Below are 24580 nucleotides of genomic sequence, written 5' to 3'. Positions count from 1 at the left end.
TGGGGGTAGAATGTTTTTATGAGAAAGAAAATCATTATCGGATCCATTATCATTATTGTGATTGGTCTATTCATTGGATTTAATATTGCAAAAAACCAATCAAAGCCTGCCTCTACGGCATCATTTAAAACAGTCCAACTTGCATCAAAAGAAATAACTTCTACGGTGATGACGCCTGGAACACTTTCATTCTCGGAGGAGCAATTCATTTATACAGAAGAAGAGAAGGGAAGCCTGAATCATATCGCTGTGAAAGAAGGAGAAAAGGTGAAAGTTGGAACACCGCTCCTTACATATGAAAATAAGGAACTGGAGCTTGAAGAACAGCAGCAAGCACTTGCGGCTGAATCAAATACACTAAAGCTTGAACAATTACAAAATAGACTCAATACATTAGATGAAAATCAGGGGAAAAAGGCGGGCTCTGATTCGAAAAACGAGCGAGATCAGCTTGAACTCGAACTCAAAGCCGCTGAATTAGAGCAAAAACAAGCGGAGCTTAACCAAGAAAAAGTAAAGGCACAAATAGAAGATTTAACGATACATAGCAAAATTGAAGGAACAGTCATCTCCATCGAGCAAGATGCTGGCACAGGGAAACTAGAAGAGAGGCAGCCGGTGATCCATATTGGCAATGAGAAAAAAATGATCGTACGAGGCTTAATCACTGAGTATGACGCTATGAAAGTCAAAAAGAAACAAAAAGTAAAGGTAACGTCTGATGTCATTCGCGGAAAGAGCTGGCAAGGAGTGGTGAAAAAAGTGGGCGCTGTGCCTGCCCAGTCAACAGCAGAAACAGCTGCTAGTGATCAAACGGTACAATATCCAGTCGAAATTGAAATAAAAGGGAAAAAGCCGGATGCAAAACCAGGCTTTAAAATGATCATGGAAATTGAAACGGACAAGCGTCAAGTGCTCACAATTCCTGAAACAGCCGTGAAAAAAGAGAAAGATGGATCATACGTTTATGTTGTTGAAAAGAATGCACTGAAGAAAGTAAAAGTGACATTAGGTGAAACGTCAGGTCAAGATCTTGAAGTGACGAAAGGTTTAACAAAAGAAGATCAAATCATTGCAGAGCCATCAGATGATATGTATGACGGAATGGAAGTGAATGCTGAATGATTCAGCTTTCAAATGTGACAAAAAGCTACGAAGTCGCTGAGGAGACATTTGATGTATTAAGTGATGTGAACCTTGTCATTGGTAAAGGCGAGTATATGTCCATTATGGGCCCGTCCGGTTCTGGAAAATCAACGTTAATGAATATCATTGGCTGTTTGGACCACCCGACCTCCGGACAGTACCATTTTCAAGGTATGGAGCTGTCGGCAGCAAAGGATCAAGAACTCGCAGTGATTCGAAATCGATCCATTGGTTTTGTTTTTCAACAATTTTATTTACTGCCTAGATTAAATGCGAGGCGAAATGTTGAACTTCCGATGATTTACGCTGGTATCAGTCAAAAGGAAAGAAAAGAACGTGCGGAAATGGCACTTGAAAAGGTTGGTTTGGCAGATCGAATGAAGCATATGCCAAACGAGTTGTCAGGGGGTCAAAAGCAAAGAGTAGCCATCGCACGAGCGATTGTCAATGAGCCGAAGCTCATCTTGGCAGATGAACCAACAGGCGCTCTTGATTCAAAAACGAGCGGCTCGATTATGGAACAGTTTACAAAGCTCAATGAGGAAGGAACAACGGTTGTGCTCGTTACTCATGAAGAAGAAATAGCTGCGTATACAAACCGGATAGTCGTTGTAAGAGATGGACGCCTCGTTCAAGATAGATTGATACAAGGAGACGCAATGAATGAAACTCTTTGAAAATATCAAAATAGCGCTGAATTCTGTCCTAGCTCATAAATTGCGGTCTATTTTAACAATGCTTGGCATTATTATTGGGGTTGGATCAGTGATTGCAGTCGTTGCCATCGGTCAAGGCGGAGAGCAAATGCTGAAAGAATCAATTTCAGGGCCAAACAATACCATTGATATGACCTATACACCCTCTGATGAGGAGTTAAATGCGAATCCTAATGCGTTATTTGAAGCCACATTTACTGAAGAAGACATTCAAAGTGTTCAAGCATTGAATGGGGTTAAACAGGTTGCCTCCTCCACTGCACAAGGCATGCAATTAAGATTCCAAGATACAACAATAGATGCAACGGTCAATGGGATTAATGAAGGCTACACGAATGTACATTCTTTACATATAGCAGAAGGACAGGACTTACGTGAAATCGATTTTAGGAGCGGAAGAAGGGCAGCTGTTATTTCAGAAGGGATACAAAAAGAATTGTTTAATGGAGAGAAGGCAGTAGGCGAGTTGATTTGGATGAATGGACAGCCGGTTGAGGTGATCGGAGTTTTAGCAAAACAGGAAGGGCTGTTTTCATTTGATATGAATGAAATATATGTCCCTTTTGCAATGCTGACAACTGCATTTGGTGTGAAAGAATATGATAAGTTGTCTATTCAAGTCGCACATGCTGATCAAATGAAAGAAGTGGGAAAGAGTGCGGCTGCACGCTTAAATGAAAATCACCATACAGACGATGCTTACGAAATGATCAATCTGGAAGAGATTGCAGCAGGCATTGGTCAAATTACGTCTGTCATGACAACAATCATTGGCTCAATTGCTGGAATCTCATTACTTGTTGGCGGCATTGGTGTCATGAATATTATGCTCGTATCTGTCACAGAAAGAACAAGAGAAATCGGAATTCGAAAGGCACTTGGGGCAACTAGGGCTCAAATACTCGTTCAGTTTTTAATTGAGTCTGTCGTCCTGACACTGATCGGTGGGTTACTTGGAATCGCTCTTGGCTTAGGAGGTGCTTCACTTGTGTCACTGTTTGCAGGATGGCCTTCTCTTGTATCGTGGCAAATCGTATGTGGAGGCGTCCTATTTAGTATGCTCATTGGTATTATTTTTGGACTGATTCCTGCCAATAAAGCAGCGAGGCTCGATCCGATTGAATCACTTAGATATGAATAATCCTAAAGTTAACGTACGAGGTGCTGACAAGAAGGTAGAACGAGATATATTGCCTGCTGCTCCGCACCTGAAGCTTTTATGCAAAACGCATAAAGGCTTTTTTTCGTTCAATTGAATGAAATGAAAAATGATAGAAATGCTAATATCATGACTTTCTTCTCAATGTCACATATTTTTCAGTTTACAAATGGTACATATAAAGGTAAGATGACCATTGTGAAAGATTTTGATAGTTATTGAATGTATTTGATTGTTTTGTATTGATAATGTTGAAAAAAGCGATTACAATAAAGGTGCGCGCAAAATGAATACGTTTTCAAAAGGGGGTGTTTTCAATGCTAACACCAGAAAGACATCAACTCATTATCGACTATTTAGAAGAAAACGATGTCATCAAAATACAGGACTTAACGATTATGACGGATGCGTCTGAATCTACAATTAGAAGAGATTTGTCAGCCCTCGAAGAAAAAGGCTTTCTTAAAAGAGTTCACGGAGGAGCAGCTAAAATATCTAGTATTCGTCTTGAACCAGATGTGTTTGAGAAATCTGCCAAAAACCTTCATGAAAAGTCATTGATTGCAGAGGCAGCTGCATCACTTTTAAAACAAGGCGATTGTATTTACTTAGATGCTGGTACGACAACACAGCAAATGATTGACTTTATCGATCCAGATCAAGATATCGTGGTGGTGACAAATGGTGTCATGCACATTGAAGCACTCATGAGAAAAGGCATTTCTTTTTACCTGATAGGCGGATCAGTGAAACATCGAACAGGAGCCATGGTGGGAGCCGCAGCTTTGACAGCTATGGAAAATTACCGTTTTGACAAGAGCTTTGTTGGGACGAACGGCATTCATCCCGAGGCAGGGTTTACAACACCTGATCCAGAAGAAGCGCTCATTAAAAAAAGAGCTATAAAGCAGGCGAAAAAAACCTACATCTTAACAGATGCCTCAAAGTTTGGCGAAATATCGTTTTCAACCTTTGCTAGTTTACAGGAAGCCACCATTATCACAAACGACGCAAAAGAGGATTCATTCGATAATTACCATGAAAAAACGGTTATAAAGGTAGTGAAAACATGATTTATACAGTTACTTTAAACCCATCAGTTGATTACATCGTACACGTGGAGGATTTTGCGGTCGGTGGTTTAAATCGTTCAACCTATGACAAAAAATATCCAGGTGGTAAAGGAATCAATGTCTCAAGGCTTTTAAAACGGCACGGTGTTGAATCAAAAGCACTTGGATTCATTGGCGGTTTTACAGGCAAATATATTCAAGACTTTTTACAAAACGAACAATTACAAACAGCCTTTCATGAGGTGTCAGAAGATACACGTATCAATGTGAAACTAAAAACAGGCGAAGAAACAGAAATCAACGGGCTCGGTCCAAGTATTACTGAAACGCAGTTCGATTCGTTTTTATCCCAATTCACTTCATTAACAGAAGGCGATGTCGTTGTATTAGCAGGTAGCATTCCTTCTTCACTGCCTCATAACACATATGAGCGCATTGCTGAGGTATGTGCGAAGCAAGGGGTAAGAGTAGTACTTGATATTTCTGGAGAAGCCTTAAAAAAAGCAGCAGATCTGAAACCATTCTTAATGAAACCAAACCATCATGAGTTAGGTGAAATGTTTGAAACCAGTATTTCATCTGCAGAAGAAGCCATTCCTTATGGGAAAAAGCTGTTGGAACAAGGTGCTGAACATGTCATTGTATCTATGGCTGGAGACGGCGCTCTCTTATTCAGTAAGGAAGGGATCTTTCAATCTAATGTTCCAACAGGCAAGCTGATCAACTCAGTTGGTGCAGGGGATTCAGTCGTTGCAGGATTCTTAGCTGGCGTTTCTAAAGGCCTTTCCATAGAAGAATCATTTAAGCTTGGCGTCACATCAGGAAGTGCTACAGCATTTTCTGAGGAACTTGGAACAAAAGAGCTTGTCGATACATTATTGCCACAAGTAAAAGTCACACGCATTTAAAGGAGGAGTCATCATGAAAATTACAGAACTACTCACGAAGCATACGATTAAGCTTCAATTAGACAGCCAGCAAAAAGAAGCCGTTATTGAAGAACTGGTCACTGTATTAGATACAGCTGGTAAATTAAATGATAAAGAAGGCTACAAAGCAGCTGTTGTTAATCGTGAAAAACAAAGCTCTACGGGAATCGGAGAAGGAATTGCGATTCCTCATGCGAAAACAGCAAGTGTGAAAGAACCTGCCATTGCATTTGGTCGTTCAACAGCTGGTGTAGATTATGAATCATTAGACGGACAGCCAAGTCATCTTGTCTTTATGATTGCAGCAACTGAAGGCGCAAACAACACGCATTTAGAAGCACTTTCTCGTTTATCCACACTTCTCATGCGTGAAGAGATCCGAAAGCAGCTTCTTGAAGCGGCTACTGAAGATGAAATCATTGAAATTATCAATACACATGATAAAGACGATGAAGAAGAAGAGGAAGTCAAAGAGGAACCGGCTGCACCGGGAAAACCTGCTAAAATTTTAGCGGTGACAGCTTGTCCAACAGGCATCGCGCATACATTTATGGCCGCAGATGCTTTGAAAGAAAAAGCAAAAGAAATGGGCGTTGACATTAAAGTTGAGACAAACGGCTCTAGTGGAATTAAACATGCCCTGACAGCAAAAGAAATTGAAGAAGCGCCAGCTATTATTGTGGCAGCTGATAAACAAGTTGAAATGGAACGCTTTAAAGGCAAACATGTCATTGAAGTACCTGTGACAGCTGGAATTCGCCGTCCGCAAGAATTGATCGAAAAAGCCATCAATCAAGATGCGCCGATTTATAAAGGTTCAGGCGGCAGTTCTTCCAAAGATGAAAATGAATCGTCAGGTAAGGGAAGAAGTGGATTCTATAAGCACTTAATGAGCGGTGTAAGCAACATGCTTCCGTTTGTTGTTGGGGGCGGTATCCTCGTTGCGATTTCATTCTTCTGGGGAATTAACTCAGCTGACCCTAAAGATCCTTCTTTCAATTCATTTGCAGCTGTATTAAAAGGGATTGGCGGAGATAATGCACTTGCCTTAATCGTTGCTGTATTAGCTGGATTTATCGCAATGAGTATTGCAGACCGTCCAGGTTTCGCACCAGGTATGGTTGGCGGATTCATGGCCTCTGCAGCAGGTGCTGGATTCTTAGGTGGATTGATTGCTGGTTTCCTTGCTGGTTACATTGTGGTGCTGCTCAAAAAAGTATTCACTTTTGTACCACAGTCGCTCGATGGTATTAAACCAGTTCTGCTCTATCCATTGTTCGGTATTTTCTTTACAGGGATTATCATGCATTACATCGTCAACACGCCTGTTAAAATGGTCATGGACGGATTAACACACTGGCTTGAATCACTTGGTACTGGAAACCTTGTATTAATGGGGATTATTTTAGCTGGTATGATGGCCATTGATATGGGTGGTCCGATTAACAAAGCGGCCTACACATTTGGTCTTGCGATGATTGCTGCTGGCAACTATGCACCGCATGCTGCGATTATGGCAGGTGGAATGGTGCCGCCGCTAGGAATTGCTCTAGCGACAACGATCTTTAGAAACAAATTCTCTAAACGTGACCGTGAAGCAGGTATTACATGTTACTTCATGGGAGCTGCGTTCATTACGGAAGGGGCGATCCCGTTTGCAGCGGCAGATCCTCTGCGCGTCATTCCTTCGGCTGTGATTGGTGCAGCAGTTGCAGGTGGATTAACAGAATTCTTTAGAGTGACGCTTCCTGCACCGCACGGCGGACTATTCGTTTTCTGGGTAACAAACCATCCAGTTCTTTACATCATCAGCATCTTAATCGGTGCCATTGTTACAGCGCTACTTCTCGGAATTTTAAAAAAACCAGTCCGACAAGAAGCTTAATTTGAAAAGAAGCATCGTGAAGAGCGGTGCTTCTTTTTGTTTAATCATCAGCAAATTAGGAAAAAATATCTAATTGAATGGTTGTCTTGTGAATTTTTAAATGACATGTGATAAAGTAAAGTTATTCAATTCGCGTTTCAAGTCTTTTAGCAGAAAGTCTTAGGAGGAAGCAGTATTTTGAACGAAGAAAACAAACAAAACGAAAATGACATTCAATCTGATGAGAAACAAGCCAAAAAAGAGAAGAAAAGTTCTCTGTTTGAATGGATCAAAGCCATTTTAATTGCACTTGCCCTCGTCCTCATCATCCGTACGTTTATTTTTGAGCCGTATGTGGTGGAAGGAGAGTCAATGGAACCAACCCTTCATGATGGAGAAAAGCTGTTTGTTAACAAAACCATCAACTATCTCGGTGGAGTCAAACGTGGTGACATCGTGATTATTAATGGAAAAGACGGTCAGAAAATTCATTATGTCAAACGATTGATCGGCCTTCCAGGCGACACGATTGAAATGAAGGATGATACGCTTTACATTAATGGTAAAAAAGTAGATGAGCCTTATTTAAAAGAGAACAAGGCACATGCTAAAGAGTATGAGGTGCATTTAACAGGAGATTTTGGTCCAGTGAAAGTACCGAAAAACGATTACTTTGTTATGGGTGACAACAGACTGAATTCTATGGACAGTCGAAATGGACTCGGACTCATTGAAAAGGATCGGATTGTCGGCACATCAGAATTTGTTTTCTTCCCATTTGGCGATATTCGACAAACACAATAAATACACCTTTCTCATTGCGTAAGAAAGGTGCTTGAATGGACGACCCTTCATGTAGGGTCGTTTTTAATTTGGTGTGAGCATCGTGACAATGATGACAATGGCCAAAACAGAAGCGAAAACGGACCCGGTAATCGCCAAAACAGAACGGAATAATCCAATTTTCACATTGTCTTTTCCGCGCTTTTGTAAAAAGCGTTTTGAAAAGATATGGACCAGTGTGTAAATGAGGACAAGCCCAATATAAAGGCCAAAGTCTCTTGCATTAAAGCCTGTTGCCGATAAATAAATGCCCATAAAGAAAATTAATAAACAGTATTCCATGAGTGTGAGTAATCTCAAATCGCCCGAACTCCTTCAACAAAAACATTCCCACTTATTATACCATATTGGACAAAAAGCCTTTGTTCTTAGCGAGAGACGTTTCTATCAATCGTTATTCATGTTATACTTCATATTGATGAATGAGTGATGGAGGATTAATAAATGATTGCAGTGAATAATGTTAGTTTGCGATTTGCTGATCGTAAATTATTTGAAGAAGTAAATATTAAGTTCACTCCTGGCAACTGCTACGGACTAATTGGTGCCAATGGAGCTGGTAAATCAACGTTCTTAAAGATTCTTTCTGGAGAAATTGAGGCTCAAACGGGCGATGTTCATATGAGCCCAGGTGAACGTTTAGCGATTTTAAAACAGAACCACTTTGAATACGAAGAGTTTGAAGTGTTAAAAGTCGTCATCATGGGTCACAAACGTCTATATGATGTGATGCAGGAAAAAGATGCGATTTATATGAAACCTGATTTCTCAGATGAAGACGGGATTCGTGCAGCAGAGCTTGAAGGTGAGTTTGCTGAGTTAAACGGGTGGGAAGCAGAAAGTGAAGCTGCGATCCTATTAAAAGGTCTTGGTATTCCAGAGAGCTTGCAATCGAAGAAAATGTCTGAGCTTGGCGGATCTGAAAAGGTAAAAGTGCTTTTAGCACAAGCTTTATTCGGTAAGCCTGACGTTCTACTTCTCGATGAGCCAACGAACCACTTGGACTTACAAGCCATTCAGTGGTTAGAAGAGTTCCTCATTAACTTTGAAAATACCGTCATCGTCGTATCGCATGATCGTCATTTCTTAAACAAAGTATGTACGCATATTGCAGACCTTGACTTTGGAAAAATTCAAGTGTATGTCGGAAACTATGATTTCTGGTATGAATCAAGCCAGCTGGCATTAAAACTCAGCCAGGATGCCAACAAGAAAAAAGAAGAACAAATTAAGCAGCTTCAAGAATTCGTTGCTCGGTTCAGTGCGAACGCATCTAAATCGAAGCAAGCGACATCAAGAAAGAAATTGCTTGATAAGATTTCGCTAGATGACATTAAACCATCTTCTCGTAAATATCCTTATGTTCATTTTGCGCCAGAGCGTGAAATCGGAAATGATGTCCTTCAAGTAGAAGGTCTATCAAAAACGATTGACGGTGTAAAAGTACTGGATAACGTCAGCTTTATTATGAATCGTGAGGATAAAATTGCGTTCTTAAGTCGTAATGAACTTGCTGTCTCTACTTTATTTAAAATCCTTGCTGGTGAAATGGAGCCAGACAGCGGGACGTTTAAATGGGGCGTGACAACATCTCAAGCCTTTTTCCCTAAAGACAATAGCGAATATTTTGAAGGAAGCGATTTAGATCTTGTTGATTGGCTTCGTCAATATTCTCCTAATGATCAAAGTGAAAGCTTCCTGCGTGGTTTCTTAGGCCGTATGCTTTTCTCTGGGGAAGAAGTGAAGAAAAAAGCAAGCGTCTTATCAGGTGGAGAAAAGGTTCGTTGTATGTTATCAAAAATGATGCTGTCTGGAGCGAATATTTTGCTGTTAGACGAGCCGACGAACCATTTAGACCTAGAGTCCATCACAGCGCTAAATAACGGTCTAATGAGCTTTAAAGGGGCTATGCTCTTCTCATCTCATGACCATCAGTTTGTTGAAACAGTTGCAAACCGTATTATCGAAGTGACGCCAAATGGCATCGTTGATAAACAAACAACTTATGATGAGTTCTTATCAGATCAAGAGATTCAAAAAAGACTACAAGAGCTGTATGCATAAACATAAAGAAAAGACATCCACATGAGGATGTCTTTTTTCTTTAAAAAGCCCAATTTCCATTTCGGAAAATCGGTTCACGTTTACCATCTTTTGTGATCCCATCAATATTCATTTCCTTTGAACCAATCATGAAATCGACGTGTGTAATACTGCTGTTCACACCAGCTGCATCTAATTCCTCTCGTTTCATCTCTTTACCGCCTTCGATATTAAATGCATAACCGCTGCCGATGGCAAGGTGATTGGATGCATTTTCATCGTAAAGTGTATTGTAATAGAGGATATTTGAGTTAGAAATTGGTGAATCATCTGGTACAAGGGCAACCTCACCTAGATAATGTGAGCCTTCATCTGTTTCAACGAGAGAGGTTAAAATGTCTTCGCCCTCTTTTGCTTTCACATCTACAATACGCCCATTTTCAAAGGTTAACGTAAATTCATCGATAATGTTTCCTGCATAACTAAGTGGCTTAGTGCTAGAGACAGTTCCGTTTACACCATCTTTTTTAGGTACGGTAAAGACCTCTTCTGTCGGCATATTGGCCATGAATGATACGCCGCGTTCACTCACGCTGCCAGCACCTACCCAAATATGCTGCTCTGGAAGTTCAATCGTTAAATCTGTACCTGGTGCTTCATAGTGCAGCTTGTGGTAGTGACGTTCATTTAATATTTTTACTTTTTCATTTAGTGATTCATCATGCTTTTTCCACGCTTCAACAGGATCTGGCTGATCAGCGCGGGCGACTTTAAAGATTTGTTCCCATAATAATGCAACAGCTTCTGCATCTGCATGCTCAGGGAAAATCTTTTTCGCCCAATCTTTTGATGCAGCACCGACGACTGTCCATGCAACTTTGTCAGATTGAACGTATTGACGATATGTATGAAGTGCTGAACCTGCAGCTTTTTGCTGTGAAGCAATTTTTTTCGAGTCAATGCCACTTAGAAGATCAGGGCTTTCTGACAAGATCGTAATAAAAGCACCGCCACGTTTTGCGATGGTTTCCATCATCTGTGCTTCCCATTCTGGAAATTGCTCAAACACATCTTGTGGGGCATGTTCATATTTTAAACGGGTCAGAACACCATCACTCCAGCGGATATGTACGTTTTTCGCTCCGCGCTCATATGCGTGTTTTGCCACAAGGCGGACAAGGTCTACAGATTCAGTGAACGCAGATACGACCACTTCTTGACCACTTTGAACATTTACACCTACTTCAACGATGGTTTTTGCATATTGATCTAGTTGTTTTTCGAATGAACTCATAAAAAACCCTCCTTTAGTCATGTTCATCATATCAGATTTAAGACCGAAAAGGAAAATGGGGAGCCGTCCCGAAGCAAAATAAAAAAGCCGCTTTCGTGCGGCTTTTTTAGCGGTTCAGTTGTTTCACAGGCTGTGCATTAGAAGGGGGCATATGTGAAAACGACAGGCTCATTCCTCCTAAAATAATACCGGTTAAAATGACTGTGACAACGACCCGTTTACCTAAATCAAGCAACATGTTCTTCCTCCTTCACGTTTATCCATTCATCACGATATGATCGAAATGATGAAAAAAGAAGTAGAACATGAAGATTATTTTAATGTTTTTTGCAATTTGTCGATGACTTCTAATGAACGACCCGTTCCAATTGCGACAGATTCAAGAGGATTTGCTGCGATATGAACTGGGACGACAATTTCTTGAGAGAGCCATTCTTGAATGCCGTTTAATAGTGCACCACCGCCAGTTAGAATGACGCCTCGATCTACGATATCACCACTCAGTTCTGGAGGGCTGTCTTCTAATGTAGCCCGAATCGCCTCTAAAATATGAAGAAGTGATTCACGCATAGCACCTTGAATTTCTGTTGATTCAAGTGTAATTGTTTTTGGAAGACCTGTGACAAGGTCGCGTCCACGTACTTCTAATGACTCAGGTTCGTGTTCAATGAGTCCATAACCAATTTCCATTTTTACCTGTTCAGCTGTCCGTTCACCGATCAGTAAATTGTATTTCTTTCTCACAAAAGTAATGATATCTTCATCCAGTTGATCTCCGCCAATTCGGATCGAGTGGCAAGAGACAACCCCGCCAAATGAAATGATCGCTACCTCTGTCGTTCCTCCGCCAATATCTACAACGACGTTGGCAACAGGCTCGTCCACCGGGAGATCAGCACCGATTGCAGCTGCGACGGGTTCTTCAATTAAATGCACATGCTTTGCCCCGCAATTTTTGACAGCATCGCTGATCGCGCGGCGTTCGACAGCTGTTGAACCTGATGGTGTACAAACAACCACAGTCGGCTTTCTAAAGGTAAACCCAATATTTTTTCCTGCTTTTTTCATAATTTGTTTGAGTAAATCGGTTGTCATATCGTAATCAGCGATGACACCATCTTTCATCGGACGGATCGCTACTATTTTTCCAGGTGTTTTCCCAATCATCTCTTTTGCTTCTGACCCCACTGCAAGGACAGTTTTTGTTTCCGTATCTACTGCCACAACGGATGGTTCATTGAGAATAATTCCTTTATTTTTACTGTAAACCAATATGTTAGCTGTTCCTAAATCAATTCCAATTTCGGCATTTTGAAACATGTTTTCACCCAATCTCTATTTTTGCTGTTTTAAACAATTTTACATTTAAAAGTTCAAAGGGTTGAGGTCATTTGTGGGGGTGTGTGATCACCTTGAAATGAATCTGTAAAATTCAAGTCTCATTTTGACATTCACAATAAATTTTCCCTTTGGTTTTTCGATTTTGAAAAAAATTTTTATGCAGGAGAAACCTTTTAAGAATCTCTTACGTCTACGATATATCAATTGGTGAAAAACAGATTGATCTTGAGCTAATGAAAGAAAGAGGGAACGAAATTGAAATCTATCGGAGTTGTAAGAAAAGTAGATGAACTAGGGCGTATTGTGATGCCAATCGAATTGAGAAGAGCACTTGATATCGCTATTAAAGACAGTATGGAATTTTTTATAGATGGAGATAAAATCGTCTTGAAAAAATATCAGCCAGAGGGCGTCTGCCTGATGACTGGTGAGATTACTTCTGAGAACCACGAGTATGGAAATGGTCAAATTACATTAAGCGCTGAAGGCGCAGAACTACTGCTAAAAGAGCTTCAAGAAGCCCTTCAGCAGTAAATAAAAATAGCCTGTTCTCTCCCATTGTGCTGAGAGCAGGCTATTTTTTCTAAAAAAGTTCCTTAAAAATGCCACATCTTCCTCAAAAAATAAGTGGAAAATGGTACAATTGACAAAGAATCTCAGGGCGGCAGGTGGAATTATTTGAACAAAACATATCAAGTACGGATCCTGTTATCCGTTCTTGCATTTATATTAATTTTGAGCTGGGATTTCTTTTATTATCTTAGCGGCTATCACATTAATTGGCCGCTCGATCTAGCCTTTACAGTCGTTGTTTTGGCCGGTATTTGGAGCATCTCAGGCTATGTGGACCGGTTGAATTTGCTTGTATCAGATTTAAATAAACGAGAAAAAGAAGCACACGAACTGACAGAGCGGCTGAATCGAATCACAGATAACTTGCAAGAAATCGTTTTTGAAACCAATGAAAAAGGTGAAATCATTTTTTTAAATCAAGCATGGAAACAAATGACGGGTTACGACATAGAGGAGTGTCTAGGTACGATGTACAATCAGTACTTTGATCAAGAAGAGCATGTCGTTCAGCATTTGTTGTCTGTGATCAAAGAGCATAAGGATGAGGGACGGGTGGAGCTGCAGCTTCTCCATAAAGAAGGAAAAAAGGTATGGGGAGATGTGCATTATAAGCTTTATTTCGATGAACAGCACCAGTTTACTGGAGGTATTGGAACGGTTGCAGATATCACGAAACAAAAGCAGGCAAAGCTTGAACTTGAAAGATCAAATCAGCAATTGCAAATGCAGGCACAAAAGCTGGCTGTTGCAGGACAAATAGCCGCTGGCATTGCCCATGAAGTCAGAAATCCGCTCACCTCAGTCAATGGATTTTTGCAGCTGATGAAAACGCAATATCCTGAAAGAACCGATTATTTTGATATCATCTTTTCTGAAATTAAACGCATTGATTTTGTTTTAAGTGAACTGCTTGTCTTAGCAAAACCTCAATCGGTTCAATTTCAAGAAGTACAGCTCCATGATTTGCTAGAGCAGGTGATTACCTTATTAAAGACCAATGCCGTTCTTTCAAATATTGATCTCAAACAGCCATTTAAAAAGCAGGATGCTGGCACGATATTAGCAGACGCCAATCAAATGAAGCAGCTGTTCATTAACTTAATCAAAAATGCGATCGAGGCGATGCCTGAAGGCGGCAATATATACATATCAACAGAAAAAGTGATGAATGAATGGAAAATCACGATTCAAGATGAAGGAAAAGGAATGTCCGAAGAGGACATTCTGAAAATATATGATCCTTTCTTTTCGACTAAAAAAGAAGGTACAGGACTTGGTTTAACGATCTGTGCGACGATCTTAAAAGATCACCATGGAAGAATGGATGTAAAGAGCGAGCTTAGCAAAGGGACGGCTTTTGATATTTACTTACCTGTGTATCAAAAAAGCAGATAGTAGCAAGGTGAGAGGATGTGATGTGTGATGACGAAGGAGACAAAGACGTTATTTGTGTATGGGACATTTTTAAAGCACGAAAAGTATCACGAGACATTGATGAAAGAAAGCAGTCCATTAGCAGCATCTGCTTGGATAAAAGGGAGACTGTACGATACAGGTGAGGGTTACCCTGTGTGTGTTGTCTCGGAACAAAACACAGTATATGGAGAATTGTATGAGGTCAGTGATGAAACGCTGCATAAGATAGATGAGCTAGAGGAAGGGTATGACCAGCAGGAAATAGAGGTTATGACAGACCAGGGACCAAGGTCAGCCGTTGCTTATACAATATGTAAGCAGAAGGCTTCGAGCCTAAAGGAGATTGAAAGCGGCTGCTGGAAGTCATATCAATTATGGGAGCGCAAACCGTCTTCCTTCTATTATTTTGCCTATGGGTCCTGCATGGATGATGCAAGGTTTAAGCTTGCGAAAGTGGATCATTATTTCAAACAAATCATCGGCGGCGGCACACTTGATCGTTTTACCACAAGGTTTACATTGGTGCGTCCTGATGGATCAAGAGCAGATATGGTAGAAGACGGCGGAGAAACAGAGGGTGTTCTATATGAAGTACCTTTTGATGCCATTCGTTATTTGTACAAACGAGAAGGTGTAAATGAAGGGACTTATCGTCCAGCATTTGTCGATGTCACAGTAGGTGATCAAGTGTATGAGGACTGCTTAACGTTTCTCGTTTTAAAAAAGAGCGAAGAAATTGCGCCTCCTGGTCATTATCGCAGTGAAATCGAAAAAGGAGCAGACCTTTACTTAAGTGAAGCATTCCGTAAAAAAATACGGTCACATATGGATTCATTAATCAAACCGTAGTAAAATGCATGGTAAGTGATATAAAAGGAGTCTGAACATGAAAAAGGAATATGCAGTCATTGGTCTTGGACGCTTCGGCGGAAGTATCTGCAAGGCGCTAAGCGAAGAAGGACTTGAAGTCATGGCCATGGATATGAATGAAGATCGTGTGAACGAATATGCTAAAATTGCATCACATGCCGTGATTGGTGATTCGACGGACGAATCTGTTTTAAAGAACCTAGGCATTCGCAATTTTGATCATGTGATCGTTGCGATAGGTGAAAACATTCAGGCGAGTATTTTAACAACGATTATGCTGAAAGAACTTGGTGTCAAAATGGTCACAGTGAAAGCTCAAAATGACTACCATGAAAAGGTTTTGAATAAAATTGGTGCGGACCGTATTGTCCATCCTGAACGAGACATGGGCAGACGGATTGCACATAAAATTATTTCTAACAACGTGCTTGATTATTTAGAGCTGTCAGATGAGTACAGCCTTATTGAAATCGTAGCCAACAGCAGACTTGCTGGGCACTCTTTGTTAGATCTCGACATTCGTGCAAGGTACGGGATCAATATCGTGGCAATTAAGCGCGGGAAAGAAGTGATCGTTTCACCGCTCGCAGATGAAATGATTCAAAAAGAAGATATTCTCATTGTCATTGGGGCAGTGGCAGATATCGGGCGCTTTGAAAAACGGGAAATGCAGAACGACTATTAAACACTCCGAGAAGGGGTGTTTTTTGCTTTAGAAGTGTACATATGGGGCGGACATTGTGGGAGAGAACAAAGTGGAAAAGAGCCGTTTACTTTCTAAAAGAACAGCAAAATAGAACATGGTTATTTTTCAGCCAATTATCACTATTCAGAAATAAAAATCAATCTTTTGATATGGTTGATTTTCTCTAAATGTCATTGACTGGACAAACAGATTCGTTTACGATAAGAAACATTATATTGTTTACTCGGAGGAGGCAGTGTCGTTGGATAAGGAGCTTTTCAGACATCAAATTGAGGTAGCTGCAAAGAGAAAAAAAGCAGCCCTAGTGATTAAACATGCGAAGGTTATGGACGTGTTTAACCAGGAATGGATAGACGCTGATGTCGCTGTTGAAAATGGAAAAATAGTAGGAATTGGGGAGTATGAGGGAGAACAGGAGCTGGATGCAACAGGTCAAATGCTTGTTCCCGGTTTCATTGACGGCCACGTTCATATCGAATCCTCGATGGTGACTCCTGCTGAATTTTCCAAAGCTGTCGTTCCTCACGGAGTGACAACTGTTGTAACAGACCCGCATGAAATTGCCAATGTATCCGGTGTTGCAGGTATCCGTTTTATGCTCGAAGAAGCGAGAAAAGCTGCTCTAAATATATATTTCATGCTGCCATCCTGTGTACCGGCAGTCAGCTTTGAACGATCAGGTGCTACACTAAAAGCAAAAGATTTAAAGCCTCTTTATCAGGAGAAAGAAGTGCTTGGCCTTGCCGAAGTGATGGATTATGTTGCGGTGGAGCAAGCGGAAGAAGATATGCTTCAAAAACTGCTTGATGCTCACCATGAACATAAACTCATTGATGGCCATCTAGCAGGATTAACGGAACGATTAATTAATGTGTACCGAACAGCTAATGTCCAAACGGATCATGAGGTGACAACAGCTCAAGAGGCCCTTGAACGTGTCAAAAGAGGCATGTATGTTATGCTCAGAGAAGGCTCTGTTGCTAAAAACGTGAAAAACGTATTACCTGCTGTCAATGAGAAGAATGCGAGACGCTTTTTCTTTTGTACGGATGATAAGCATTTAGATGATTTAATGGCTCAAGGAAGTATTGATGAACAAGTACGGATGTCGATACAAGAAGGATTGGACCCCTTTTTAGCATATCAAATGGGAAGTTTAAACGCAGCGGAGTGCTTCGGTCTCAAAACAAAGGGAGCGATTGCACCAGGCTTTGACGCGGATTTTATGCTCATTTCTGACTTACATGAGGTAAAAATTACAAGCGTCTTTATCGCAGGAGAATTGGTCTCTGAACATGGAGAATATTTGCCAAGTGTCGACAAGATCACGCCAAATTCTTCGCTCATGCAATCGGTACATGCAGTGGACGTTCAAGAGAAAGATTTAACGCTGCCTATAACAGATCATCAAAAGATGAATGTCATTCGCATTATACCGAATCAGCTTGAAACGAAATTAGAACAAATATCTCCATCTGGAAGCGATGGACAATTTACGAGTGATATTGATCGAGATGTATTAAAAATAGTACTTGTCGAACGCCACAAAGGTCTATCTGAAATTGGGATAGGGGTTGTCAGCGGATTCGGCTTAAAAGAGGGGGCAATTGCAACAACAGTTGCCCATGACTCGCATAACTTAATTGCCGTTGGAACAAATGATGCTGATATGATCAAAGCCATTGAAACGTTAAAAGAAGCAGGGGGCGGTTTGACCGTTGTAAAAGACGGAGAAGTTCTTCATACGCTTCCATTACCGATTTCCGGTTTGTTATCAGATCAACCTGCACATACGGTCAATGAAAGCCTTCATGCACTTTATGATGCTTTAAAGGAAACAGGCTTTGCCTTAGACTTTAATCCGTTTTTGACATTATCCTTCTTAGCACTGCCAGTCATTCCTGATGTGAAAATGACAACACAAGGATTGTTTGATGTGAGAAGTTTTCAGCATCTCCCCATTCAATCGTAAAACAATGATTGAACCCGCACGTATCGTACAGATATGCGGGTTTTTTTTATTGCGCATAAAAAAGAGACACAGCCAATTGGCTGTGTCTCCTTGTACGTCATTACACTTCCATAATAATCGGTAAGATCATTGGGCGGCGTCTTGTTTTTTCATAAAGGAAAGGAGCAAGAGTGTCAGTAATCTCGTTCTTAATTTCTGACCATTGAGTCGTCTTGCGTTCCATTACTTTTTCAAGATGCTTTGAAATGAGATCTTGCGCGTCATTAATGAGGTCTCCAGATTCTCTCATGTAGACAAAACCTCTTGAGATTAAATCAGGACCTGCAGAAATTTTGAATTCTTTCATATCCATGCTGACAACAACAATGACAAGACCTTCTTCTGAAAGAATGCGGCGGTCTCTTAACACGATGTTGCCGATATCACCAATACCGCTACCGTCGATATACACGTTGCCTGATGGAATTTTGCCAGCGACACTTGCTTCGTCACCTTTCAGTGCAAGAACTTCACCGTTATCCATGATAAAGCAGTTTTCCTCAGGGATTCCGCAATCATTCGCAAGTTTAATATGCGTTTTTTGCATGCGATACTCACCGTGAATCGGCATGAAGAATTTTGGTTTAATTAAACGGAGCATTAGCTTTTGTTCTTCCTGCCCGCCGTGTCCAGAGGTATGAATATTATTGAGTGAGCCATGAATGACTTCAGCACCAGCACGATAAAGCTGGTTAATAGTCCGGCTTACGCTAATATTGTTACCTGGGATCGGTGAAGACGAGAAGACAACAGTGTCTCCAGGGTTAATTGAAATCTGGCGGTGCGTACCGTTGGCAATACGAGAAAGAGCGGCCATCGGTTCGCCCTGACTACCAGTACAAAGAATGGTTACTTTGTTTGCTGGAAGGCGGTTGATTTCATTGTGTTCAATGAACGTGTTTTTTGGACATTTGATATATCCGAGCTCTTGTCCAATATCAATGGCAGACTCCATGCTACGTCCAAACACAGCGACTTTTCGGCCATTGGCAACAGCTGACTCGATGACTTGCTGAAGTCTGTGAATGTTAGATGCAAATGTAGCAAAGATAATACGTCCATCTACTTTTCTGAAGATGTCATCAATGCTTTCACCTACACGTCTTTCGGACATCGTAAATTCTGGAATTTCACTATTTGTACTGTCAGATAGAAGACAAAGAACGCCTTCTTTCCCGATCTCAGCCATTTTCGTTAAATTGGCAGGCTCGCCAACAGGAGTAAAGTCAAACTTGAAATCGCCTGTATGTACGATGTTACCAGGAGGTGTCTTCACGACAATTCCATAAGAATCTGGGATACTGTGCGTCGTTCTAAAGAAAGACACAGCTGTTTTTCTAAATTTGATCGTATCTTCTTCTTCAAAGATGTGAAGTTTGGTCTGTCTTAAAAGACCATGCTCTTCCAATTTGTTACGAAGTAGGCCGATTGCGAGTTTGCCTCCGTAAACTGGAATATTCACTTGCTTGAGAAGGTAAGGGATACCGCCGATGTGGTCTTCATGTCCGTGAGTAATAAAAAGACCTTTGATTTTATCTTCGTTTTTAACTAAATACGTATAGTCAGGGATGACGTAATCAATTCCAAGAAGTTCATCTTCAGGGAACTTAATACCAGCATCAATCAAAATGATTTCATCTTGAAATTGAACGCCATACGTGTTTTTACCGATCTCGCCTAATCCGCCGAGCGCAAAAACTGCCGCCTGATCGTTTTTTACAAATTTCATTCCTCTCATAGCTCCAATACTTTAAAATTTTCACTTTCTCGTTCATAGTCTAAAAAAGCACCGTCTACAGGCTGAATGAATTCAATATTGTAGTTATGTTTTTTCAACTTATCGCGTACGTCTCTTTCAGAAACCGCTTCAACGTATAGTGAATCTGTGTGTTCTCTCACAGGTACCTCAGTCGTACTTGCCTGAAAAAATACCTTATATATCATCCAAATCTCTCCTTAAATACCGTATGTTACACTCGCTTATTCTATTATATTAAAAAAACGCGCATAAGAAAAGTCTCAGAGAAAAAAGGACCTTCAGCAAATGTGCGGAAGATCCTTTTAAGCAATCGATTTTTTACGAAGCATGTCCTTCCATTGTCTTCGAATTTTCTTGCGCAGACGACGAAGCATCACGGATCGCCTCCTTTCGGTATGAGTTTCATTCAGCCATTTGTTCCGTTCTCTCTATATACTTGTATTATATGATGTTTCCACTTAATGTTACATGGTTATATGTGGGAAATGGGCGTTTTAAGAGGAAGTGGTTTCGTCAGTGAAGATCTTTCTGTATGATGAAGGGGAGAGGGTATACATAACAAGAGACAGGAGACGAGATATGAATAAAAAAGTCATCTTCTTTGATATCGACGGTACTTTATATGACCATGATAAAAAAATACCTGAATCAACGAAGCGAGCTGTTCGTTTATTAAAAGAAAAAGGGCATCATCTCTTCATTGCATCTGGCCGTTCGCCTTTTCTTATCCAGCCTATTTTAGAAGAAATAGGGCTTGACTCATTTATTGCTTATAACGGTCAGTATGTCATGTACGAAGGAGAAGTCATTTATGGCAATCCGCTTAAGCAAGAGCTGATGGATAAAATTTATGAAACAGCGGATCAACATGATCATCCGCTTGTTTTCATGGGAGAGAAGACGATGAAGGCGTCTGTGCCGAACCATCCATTTATCCATGAAGGGATTGGCACTTTAAAAACAGAGCATCCCGAGCACGATTTGTCATTCTTTAAAGAAAACGTCATTTATCAAATGCTGCTATTTTGTAAAGCAGAAGAGGAACATCTATATGAAGCGTTCCGTGAAGAAATTGATCTCGTCAGGTGGCATGAGCTGTCTACGGATGTCCTGCCAAAAGGTGGATCAAAGGCTGAAGGAATTAAACGAGTCATTGAAAGACTCCCGTACGATCAAAAGGACACAATTGCCTTCGGTGACGGGCTGAACGATCGAGAAATGATTTCGTTTGTTGGAACAGGCGTTGCGATGGGGAATGCAGTCAATGAATTAAAAACATTAGCTGACTTTGTCACCAAACCTGTAGATGAGGATGGCATATTCCACGCTGTGACTGAATTAGGCCTTATTGATGAATAAAAAACAAGACCCGCTGATGGACGGGTCTTGTTTTTATGTTATGATCTACCGATCGCAACCGCGTTGTCTGGCTCGGCGAATGGATGATCTTTTTGAATATGATCATAAAACATAATGCCATTTAAGTGGTCAATTTCATGCTGAAAAACGATGGCCGGAAACCCTTTTAGTCGAATATCAATGTCTTCACCTTCAAGCGTTGTACCTTTCACCCTGATTTTTTCATAGCGCGGGACGAATCCAGGGATGGCTTCATCAACAGATAAACAGCCTTCACCAGTAGCTAAATAAGCTCTTTTGACTGAATGGCTAACAATGCGAGGATTGAATAATGCATAGCTGTAAAGTTCTCCGCCCTCGTCTTCACAGTGAACAGCGATCATTCGTTTACTGATATTGATTTGCGGAGCTGCTAGGCCAACACCGGGTCTAAGTTCATATTTTTCAGCAATGTCTGCATCCTGACTGTTTTTGACAAATTCAATCATGTCAGCTAATTGCTGTTTTTCTTCTTCTGTTGGCGGGAGTTCGACCGCTTCAGCTGTTTGTCTTAAGACGGGATGCCCGTCTCGTACGATATCATCCATGGTAATCACAAAACTTCACTCCTATTTCCTTTGTATGTAAAGTATATAAAATGATACACAACATATGCAATGAAATAAAGAAGACCGGTCGTATGAGACCGGTCAGAGGCTTATTCAGCCATTAGCAGCAGCCACCGCCGCCTAAGAATGCTGCGCCAACAATGATCAATAGAATGAATAGGACGACGATTAAAGCGAATGTACGTCCACCACCGTAACCGCAACCGTATCCACCACCATAACTTGGATAGCAACAACCGCCGCCGTATCCATAACCGTAACCGCCGTATCCACCATACATACTTCCATGACTATAATTAGACATACTTTTGACCTCCTTTGGAAATACACTCGGCCTCTCATAAGTGAAGGCGAAGCGTGTAATATAAACTATGTATGAATGCACTATTTGTATAGTCATGAGCCTAGAGCATGAAAAAAATCTTCTTTCCCCTCAAAAAACCAACCTCTTTCCTTGTCACAACCGCCCTGAAAAATTATAGTGGTATGTGGAGATGTAAAGGGGGACCTTGTAATTGAAACAGATGAAAAGAAGAATAAAAGCAGGTGCAGCTTTAGCGGGGATATGTACCCTCTTGCTTGCGGGCTGCGGAGGTCAAAATCCGCTTTATGAGATGCAAGATGCCATGACGAAAATGAGCGAAAAAGAAGCATCCTTTGAAAAAGAACAAGGTGCACTGCAAAGCTATGAGAAAAAAGAGCAGCAGTTGTATAAAAAAATGATTCAAACAACAAAAGACCACACAAAAACAGTCTCAAACTTGTCTGATCAAGCATTAGCATCGGCAGAAAAGCGTGAAGAACATTTAAAAACAGAAAAAGACAGCATGGATCAATCGAAAAAAGAATTTCAATCTGTAAAGGAATTCGCTGAACAGATAAAAGATGCGGAAGTAAAAGACAAAGCAGAACAAACAGTCAAATCAATTGAAAAAAGATATGCATCGTATGATCAGCTTTACCGTGAGTATCAAAAGGCGCTGAAACAAGACAAGCACTTGTATGAATCTTTAAAAAGAAAAGACTTAGGATACGCTGAACTGAAATCCAAACTGAAAACAGTCAATCGTTCCTATAGTAAAGTGAGAAAAGAAAGCAAGAAGTTCAATCAATATACAGATCAATTGAACGAATATAAACAAGCTTTATACAAAACAGCTCAGAAAGAATCACAAAATAGCTAAAAACAGTACTTGCATATTTGCTAGCTCTGTTTATCGCTGCTACTCACAAAGTGCCTGCGTGCCGTTACTCGTTTTTCCAAGATATCAAACTGAAAAGAAGAGAAAGGGTTAAAATGAAGTTCATTTTAGCCCTTTGTCCATCACGATCAAAAGAGCTAAAAATAGCTCTTTTTTTATTTTTCGACAAAAACAAACATGTGCTATTGTAGTACAGTGATCCACTCTATACTAGTACAGTTTGTGCTGTTGATTAAACAGATTGATACAGGTCACCATAAAAAGTAAAGCGAATACATTTATTTAAATAAAGCCGTTAAATCAATTGACGGACTATTTTTCTTGTTGTAAACTATTCCTTGTTAACAGAAGTTGTATTAGTTTTTTGTGAACTATCGTTAATACAGTTAGAAAAACTCAAAAGCAAGCGATCATCCAATGTTTCGACAATGATCTTTGTGGCTATTATATACAGGAGTCATATGAGCATTTTGGGTTATCCTATATCTGTATGTATAAATGGATTCACGACAAATTGACTGTTAAAAGAAAGGAAGAGGTGACTTTAGAATGGCTGCAAAAACAAAAAAAGCAATTGTTGATAGCAAAAAGCAATTCGATGCCATCAAAAAGCAGTTTGAAACGTTCCAAATTTTAAACGAAAAAGGCGAAGTCGTAAACGAAGCGGCAATGCCAGATCTTTCAGATGACCAATTAAAAGAATTAATGCGCCGTATGGTGTTTACACGTGTATTAGATCAACGTTCAATTTCATTGAACCGTCAAGGACGTCTTGGCTTCTATGCGCCAACAGCTGGACAAGAAGCTTCTCAGCTTGCAACTCACTTTGCACTTGAGAAAGAAGATTTCATTCTTCCAGGATATCGTGATGTACCACAATTAATCTGGCATGGTCTTCCACTAACAAAAGCATTCTTGTTCTCTCGTGGACACTTTGTTGGGAACCAAATGCCTGAAGATGTGAATGCACTTTCTCCGCAAATCATTATCGGTGCACAAATCATTCAAGCTGCTGGTGTAGCTCTTGGTTTGAAAAAGCGCGGTAAAAATGCTGTTGCAATCACTTACACTGGTGATGGTGGAGCTTCACAAGGTGATTTCTACGAAGGTATTAACTTTGCAGGGGCTTACAAAGCGCCAGCGATTTTTGTTGTCCAAAACAACAGATATGCGATCTCTACACCTGTTGAAAAGCAATCTGCTGCACAAACGATTGCACAAAAAGCAGCTGCAGCTGGTATCGTAGGCGTACAAGTTGACGGTATGGATGCATTAGCTGTATACGCAGCGACTGCTGAAGCTCGTGAGCGTGCTGTAAATGGTGAAGGTCCAACATTAATTGAAACTCTTACATTCCGTTACGGCCCACATACAATGGCTGGTGACGATCCAACAAGATATCGTACAAAAGAAGATGAAAATGAGTGGGAGCAAAAAGATCCATTGGTACGCTACCGCAAATTCTTGGAAAACAAAGGCCTTTGGTCTGAAGAAGAAGAGAATAAAGTCATCGAAGATGCAAAAGAACAAATCAAACAAGCAATCAAAGAAGCTGACGAACAGCCTAAGCAGAAAGTCACTGATTTGATTGAAAACATGTACGATGTGAAACCATTTAACTTGGTTGAACAGCTTGAAATCTACAAACAGAAGGAGTCGAAGTAAGCC

At 40.6% G+C, this 24580-nt stretch carries 24 protein-coding genes; 16 read left to right on the top strand and 8 right to left on the bottom strand.

Annotated elements, in window-relative coordinates; translation table 11 throughout:
* Window positions 1-18 precede the first annotated feature (18 nt).
* From FBF75_RS02510 to lepB, 7 genes are all read left to right on the top strand, one after another.
* A complete protein-coding gene (locus FBF75_RS02510; protein WP_136944404.1) occupies window positions 19-1125 on the top strand; it encodes an efflux RND transporter periplasmic adaptor subunit in 1107 nt (368 codons plus the stop codon).
* Window positions 1122-1823 carry an ABC transporter ATP-binding protein gene (locus tag FBF75_RS02505; RefSeq protein ID WP_007498627.1) on the top strand — a complete coding sequence of 234 codons (702 nt, stop codon included), beginning with the start codon at window positions 1122-1124 and terminating at the stop codon, window positions 1821-1823. Before FBF75_RS02510 ends, FBF75_RS02505 begins: the two co-directional genes overlap by 4 nt.
* Window positions 1810-3003 (top strand): ABC transporter permease, encoded by a 1194-nt coding sequence (locus tag FBF75_RS02500; protein ID WP_024719554.1) that lies wholly within the window; start codon window positions 1810-1812, stop codon window positions 3001-3003. The genes FBF75_RS02505 and FBF75_RS02500 overlap by 14 nt, the downstream gene beginning before the upstream one ends.
* Before the next feature lie 335 nt (window positions 3004-3338).
* On the top strand, window positions 3339-4094 hold the full coding sequence (locus FBF75_RS02495) for a DeoR/GlpR family DNA-binding transcription regulator (protein ID WP_024719553.1): 756 nt from the start codon (window positions 3339-3341) through the stop codon (window positions 4092-4094).
* A complete protein-coding gene (pfkB, locus tag FBF75_RS02490; protein WP_046343437.1) occupies window positions 4091-5002 on the top strand; it encodes a 1-phosphofructokinase in 912 nt (303 codons plus the stop codon). Before FBF75_RS02495 ends, pfkB begins: the two co-directional genes overlap by 4 nt.
* A 13-nt stretch (window positions 5003-5015) precedes the next feature.
* Entirely contained in the window at window positions 5016-6908 is a 1893-nt protein-coding gene (locus FBF75_RS02485; RefSeq protein WP_008345139.1) for a PTS fructose transporter subunit IIABC, read from the top strand.
* Window positions 6909-7118: 210 nt separating this feature from the next.
* Window positions 7119-7691, top strand: a complete 573-nt coding sequence (gene lepB / locus FBF75_RS02480) for a signal peptidase I (protein ID WP_035392647.1) — start codon at window positions 7119-7121, stop codon at window positions 7689-7691.
* Window positions 7692-7754: 63 nt separating this feature from the next.
* Here the strand turns inward: lepB and FBF75_RS02475 are convergent, their stop codons facing one another.
* Window positions 7755-8030, bottom strand: a complete 276-nt coding sequence (locus FBF75_RS02475) for a hypothetical protein (RefSeq protein ID WP_008345136.1) — start codon at window positions 8028-8030, stop codon at window positions 7755-7757.
* Window positions 8031-8174: 144 nt separating this feature from the next.
* On the opposite strand from FBF75_RS02475, the gene FBF75_RS02470 reads away from it, so the two are divergent.
* Window positions 8175-9794 carry an ABC-F family ATP-binding cassette domain-containing protein gene (locus FBF75_RS02470; protein WP_007498620.1) on the top strand — a complete coding sequence of 540 codons (1620 nt, stop codon included), beginning with the start codon at window positions 8175-8177 and terminating at the stop codon, window positions 9792-9794.
* Window positions 9795-9834: 40 nt separating this feature from the next.
* Here FBF75_RS02470 and FBF75_RS02465 read toward each other — a convergent pair whose 3' ends face one another.
* The 3 genes from FBF75_RS02465 to mreBH form a co-directional block, all read right to left on the bottom strand.
* Window positions 9835-11067 (bottom strand): aminopeptidase, encoded by a 1233-nt coding sequence (locus tag FBF75_RS02465; protein WP_136944403.1) that lies wholly within the window; start codon window positions 11065-11067, stop codon window positions 9835-9837.
* A 106-nt stretch (window positions 11068-11173) separates the two neighbouring features.
* The gene (locus FBF75_RS19590; RefSeq protein ID WP_003210922.1) at window positions 11174-11305 is read right to left on the bottom strand and encodes a protein YkpC; all 132 of its coding nucleotides are present in this window, start codon (window positions 11303-11305) and stop codon (window positions 11174-11176) included.
* 74 nt (window positions 11306-11379) lie between these two features.
* Window positions 11380-12387, bottom strand: coding sequence for a rod-share determining protein MreBH (gene mreBH / locus FBF75_RS02460; RefSeq protein WP_017359401.1), 1008 nt, complete (start codon window positions 12385-12387; stop codon window positions 11380-11382).
* A 276-nt stretch (window positions 12388-12663) separates the two neighbouring features.
* Between mreBH and FBF75_RS02455 the strand changes: the two genes are divergently transcribed.
* From FBF75_RS02455 to ade, 5 genes are all read left to right on the top strand, one after another.
* Entirely contained in the window at window positions 12664-12942 is a 279-nt protein-coding gene (locus FBF75_RS02455) for an AbrB/MazE/SpoVT family DNA-binding domain-containing protein (RefSeq protein WP_017359400.1), read from the top strand.
* Between the two features lie 144 nt (window positions 12943-13086).
* Complete coding sequence (locus tag FBF75_RS02450) at window positions 13087-14376, top strand: ATP-binding protein (RefSeq protein WP_017359399.1); 1290 nt, start codon at window positions 13087-13089, stop codon at window positions 14374-14376.
* A gap of 27 nt (window positions 14377-14403) precedes the next feature.
* Entirely contained in the window at window positions 14404-15246 is an 843-nt protein-coding gene (locus FBF75_RS02445) for a gamma-glutamylcyclotransferase family protein (protein ID WP_136944402.1), read from the top strand.
* A 37-nt stretch (window positions 15247-15283) separates the two neighbouring features.
* Window positions 15284-15952, top strand: coding sequence for a potassium channel family protein (locus FBF75_RS02440; RefSeq protein ID WP_008345123.1), 669 nt, complete (start codon window positions 15284-15286; stop codon window positions 15950-15952).
* 262 nt (window positions 15953-16214) lie between these two features.
* Window positions 16215-17945, top strand: coding sequence for an adenine deaminase (ade, locus tag FBF75_RS02435; RefSeq protein ID WP_136944401.1), 1731 nt, complete (start codon window positions 16215-16217; stop codon window positions 17943-17945).
* A gap of 100 nt (window positions 17946-18045) precedes the next feature.
* Here the strand turns inward: ade and rnjA are convergent, their stop codons facing one another.
* Both rnjA and FBF75_RS02425 read right to left on the bottom strand, forming a co-directional pair.
* Window positions 18046-19713 carry a ribonuclease J1 gene (rnjA, locus tag FBF75_RS02430; RefSeq protein ID WP_008345116.1) on the bottom strand — a complete coding sequence of 556 codons (1668 nt, stop codon included), beginning with the start codon at window positions 19711-19713 and terminating at the stop codon, window positions 18046-18048.
* 5 nt (window positions 19714-19718) lie between these two features.
* Window positions 19719-19928, bottom strand: a complete 210-nt coding sequence (locus FBF75_RS02425; RefSeq protein ID WP_008345114.1) for a DNA-dependent RNA polymerase subunit epsilon — start codon at window positions 19926-19928, stop codon at window positions 19719-19721.
* Window positions 19929-20322: 394 nt separating this feature from the next.
* On the opposite strand from FBF75_RS02425, the gene FBF75_RS02420 reads away from it, so the two are divergent.
* Window positions 20323-21102 carry a Cof-type HAD-IIB family hydrolase gene (locus tag FBF75_RS02420; RefSeq protein ID WP_024719544.1) on the top strand — a complete coding sequence of 260 codons (780 nt, stop codon included), beginning with the start codon at window positions 20323-20325 and terminating at the stop codon, window positions 21100-21102.
* A 38-nt stretch (window positions 21103-21140) separates the two neighbouring features.
* On the opposite strand, the gene def is transcribed toward FBF75_RS02420, so the two are convergent.
* The gene (gene def, locus FBF75_RS02415) at window positions 21141-21698 is read right to left on the bottom strand and encodes a peptide deformylase (RefSeq protein ID WP_008345111.1); all 558 of its coding nucleotides are present in this window, start codon (window positions 21696-21698) and stop codon (window positions 21141-21143) included.
* A 112-nt stretch (window positions 21699-21810) separates the two neighbouring features.
* Window positions 21811-21990 (bottom strand): YjcZ family sporulation protein, encoded by a 180-nt coding sequence (locus tag FBF75_RS02410; RefSeq protein ID WP_026050085.1) that lies wholly within the window; start codon window positions 21988-21990, stop codon window positions 21811-21813.
* 235 nt (window positions 21991-22225) lie between these two features.
* On the opposite strand from FBF75_RS02410, the gene FBF75_RS02405 reads away from it, so the two are divergent.
* Both FBF75_RS02405 and pdhA read left to right on the top strand, forming a co-directional pair.
* Window positions 22226-22894, top strand: a complete 669-nt coding sequence (locus tag FBF75_RS02405; protein ID WP_017359395.1) for a YkyA family protein — start codon at window positions 22226-22228, stop codon at window positions 22892-22894.
* Between the two features lie 567 nt (window positions 22895-23461).
* On the top strand, window positions 23462-24577 hold the full coding sequence (gene pdhA, locus FBF75_RS02400) for a pyruvate dehydrogenase (acetyl-transferring) E1 component subunit alpha (RefSeq protein ID WP_007498599.1): 1116 nt from the start codon (window positions 23462-23464) through the stop codon (window positions 24575-24577).
* Window positions 24578-24580: the final 3 nt, after the last annotated feature.

The sequence above is a fragment of the Bacillus sp. S2(2019) genome, assembly GCF_005144805.1.
Lineage (GTDB): Bacteria > Bacillota > Bacilli > Bacillales > Bacillaceae > Bacillus > Bacillus altitudinis.
The sequence above is the reverse complement of the archived record's forward strand: the minus strand, read 5'-3'. Positions and strand labels throughout refer to the sequence as shown.

Coding starts and splice junctions, on each gene's coding strand:
- FBF75_RS02420 (WP_024719544.1), top strand. CDS start 20,323: ATGAATAAAAAAGTCATCTTCTTTGATATCGACGGTACTTTATATGAC.
- FBF75_RS02465 (WP_136944403.1), bottom strand. CDS start 11,067: ATGAGTTCATTCGAAAAACAACTAGATCAATATGCAAAAACCATCGTT.
- FBF75_RS02470 (WP_007498620.1), top strand. CDS start 8,175: ATGATTGCAGTGAATAATGTTAGTTTGCGATTTGCTGATCGTAAATTA.
- FBF75_RS19590 (WP_003210922.1), bottom strand. CDS start 11,305: ATGTTGCTTGATTTAGGTAAACGGGTCGTTGTCACAGTCATTTTAACC.
- pdhA (WP_007498599.1), top strand. CDS start 23,462: ATGGCTGCAAAAACAAAAAAAGCAATTGTTGATAGCAAAAAGCAATTC.
- pfkB (WP_046343437.1), top strand. CDS start 4,091: ATGATTTATACAGTTACTTTAAACCCATCAGTTGATTACATCGTACAC.
- FBF75_RS02510 (WP_136944404.1), top strand. CDS start 19: ATGAGAAAGAAAATCATTATCGGATCCATTATCATTATTGTGATTGGT.
- FBF75_RS02485 (WP_008345139.1), top strand. CDS start 5,016: ATGAAAATTACAGAACTACTCACGAAGCATACGATTAAGCTTCAATTA.
- FBF75_RS02410 (WP_026050085.1), bottom strand. CDS start 21,990: ATGTATGGTGGATACGGCGGTTACGGTTATGGATACGGCGGCGGTTGT.
- FBF75_RS02495 (WP_024719553.1), top strand. CDS start 3,339: ATGCTAACACCAGAAAGACATCAACTCATTATCGACTATTTAGAAGAA.
- FBF75_RS02425 (WP_008345114.1), bottom strand. CDS start 19,928: ATGATATATAAGGTATTTTTTCAGGCAAGTACGACTGAGGTACCTGTG.
- rnjA (WP_008345116.1), bottom strand. CDS start 19,713: ATGAAATTTGTAAAAAACGATCAGGCGGCAGTTTTTGCGCTCGGCGGA.
- FBF75_RS02505 (WP_007498627.1), top strand. CDS start 1,122: ATGATTCAGCTTTCAAATGTGACAAAAAGCTACGAAGTCGCTGAGGAG.
- FBF75_RS02500 (WP_024719554.1), top strand. CDS start 1,810: ATGAAACTCTTTGAAAATATCAAAATAGCGCTGAATTCTGTCCTAGCT.
- FBF75_RS02440 (WP_008345123.1), top strand. CDS start 15,284: ATGAAAAAGGAATATGCAGTCATTGGTCTTGGACGCTTCGGCGGAAGT.
- FBF75_RS02445 (WP_136944402.1), top strand. CDS start 14,404: ATGACGAAGGAGACAAAGACGTTATTTGTGTATGGGACATTTTTAAAG.
- mreBH (WP_017359401.1), bottom strand. CDS start 12,387: ATGTTTCAAAATGCCGAAATTGGAATTGATTTAGGAACAGCTAACATA.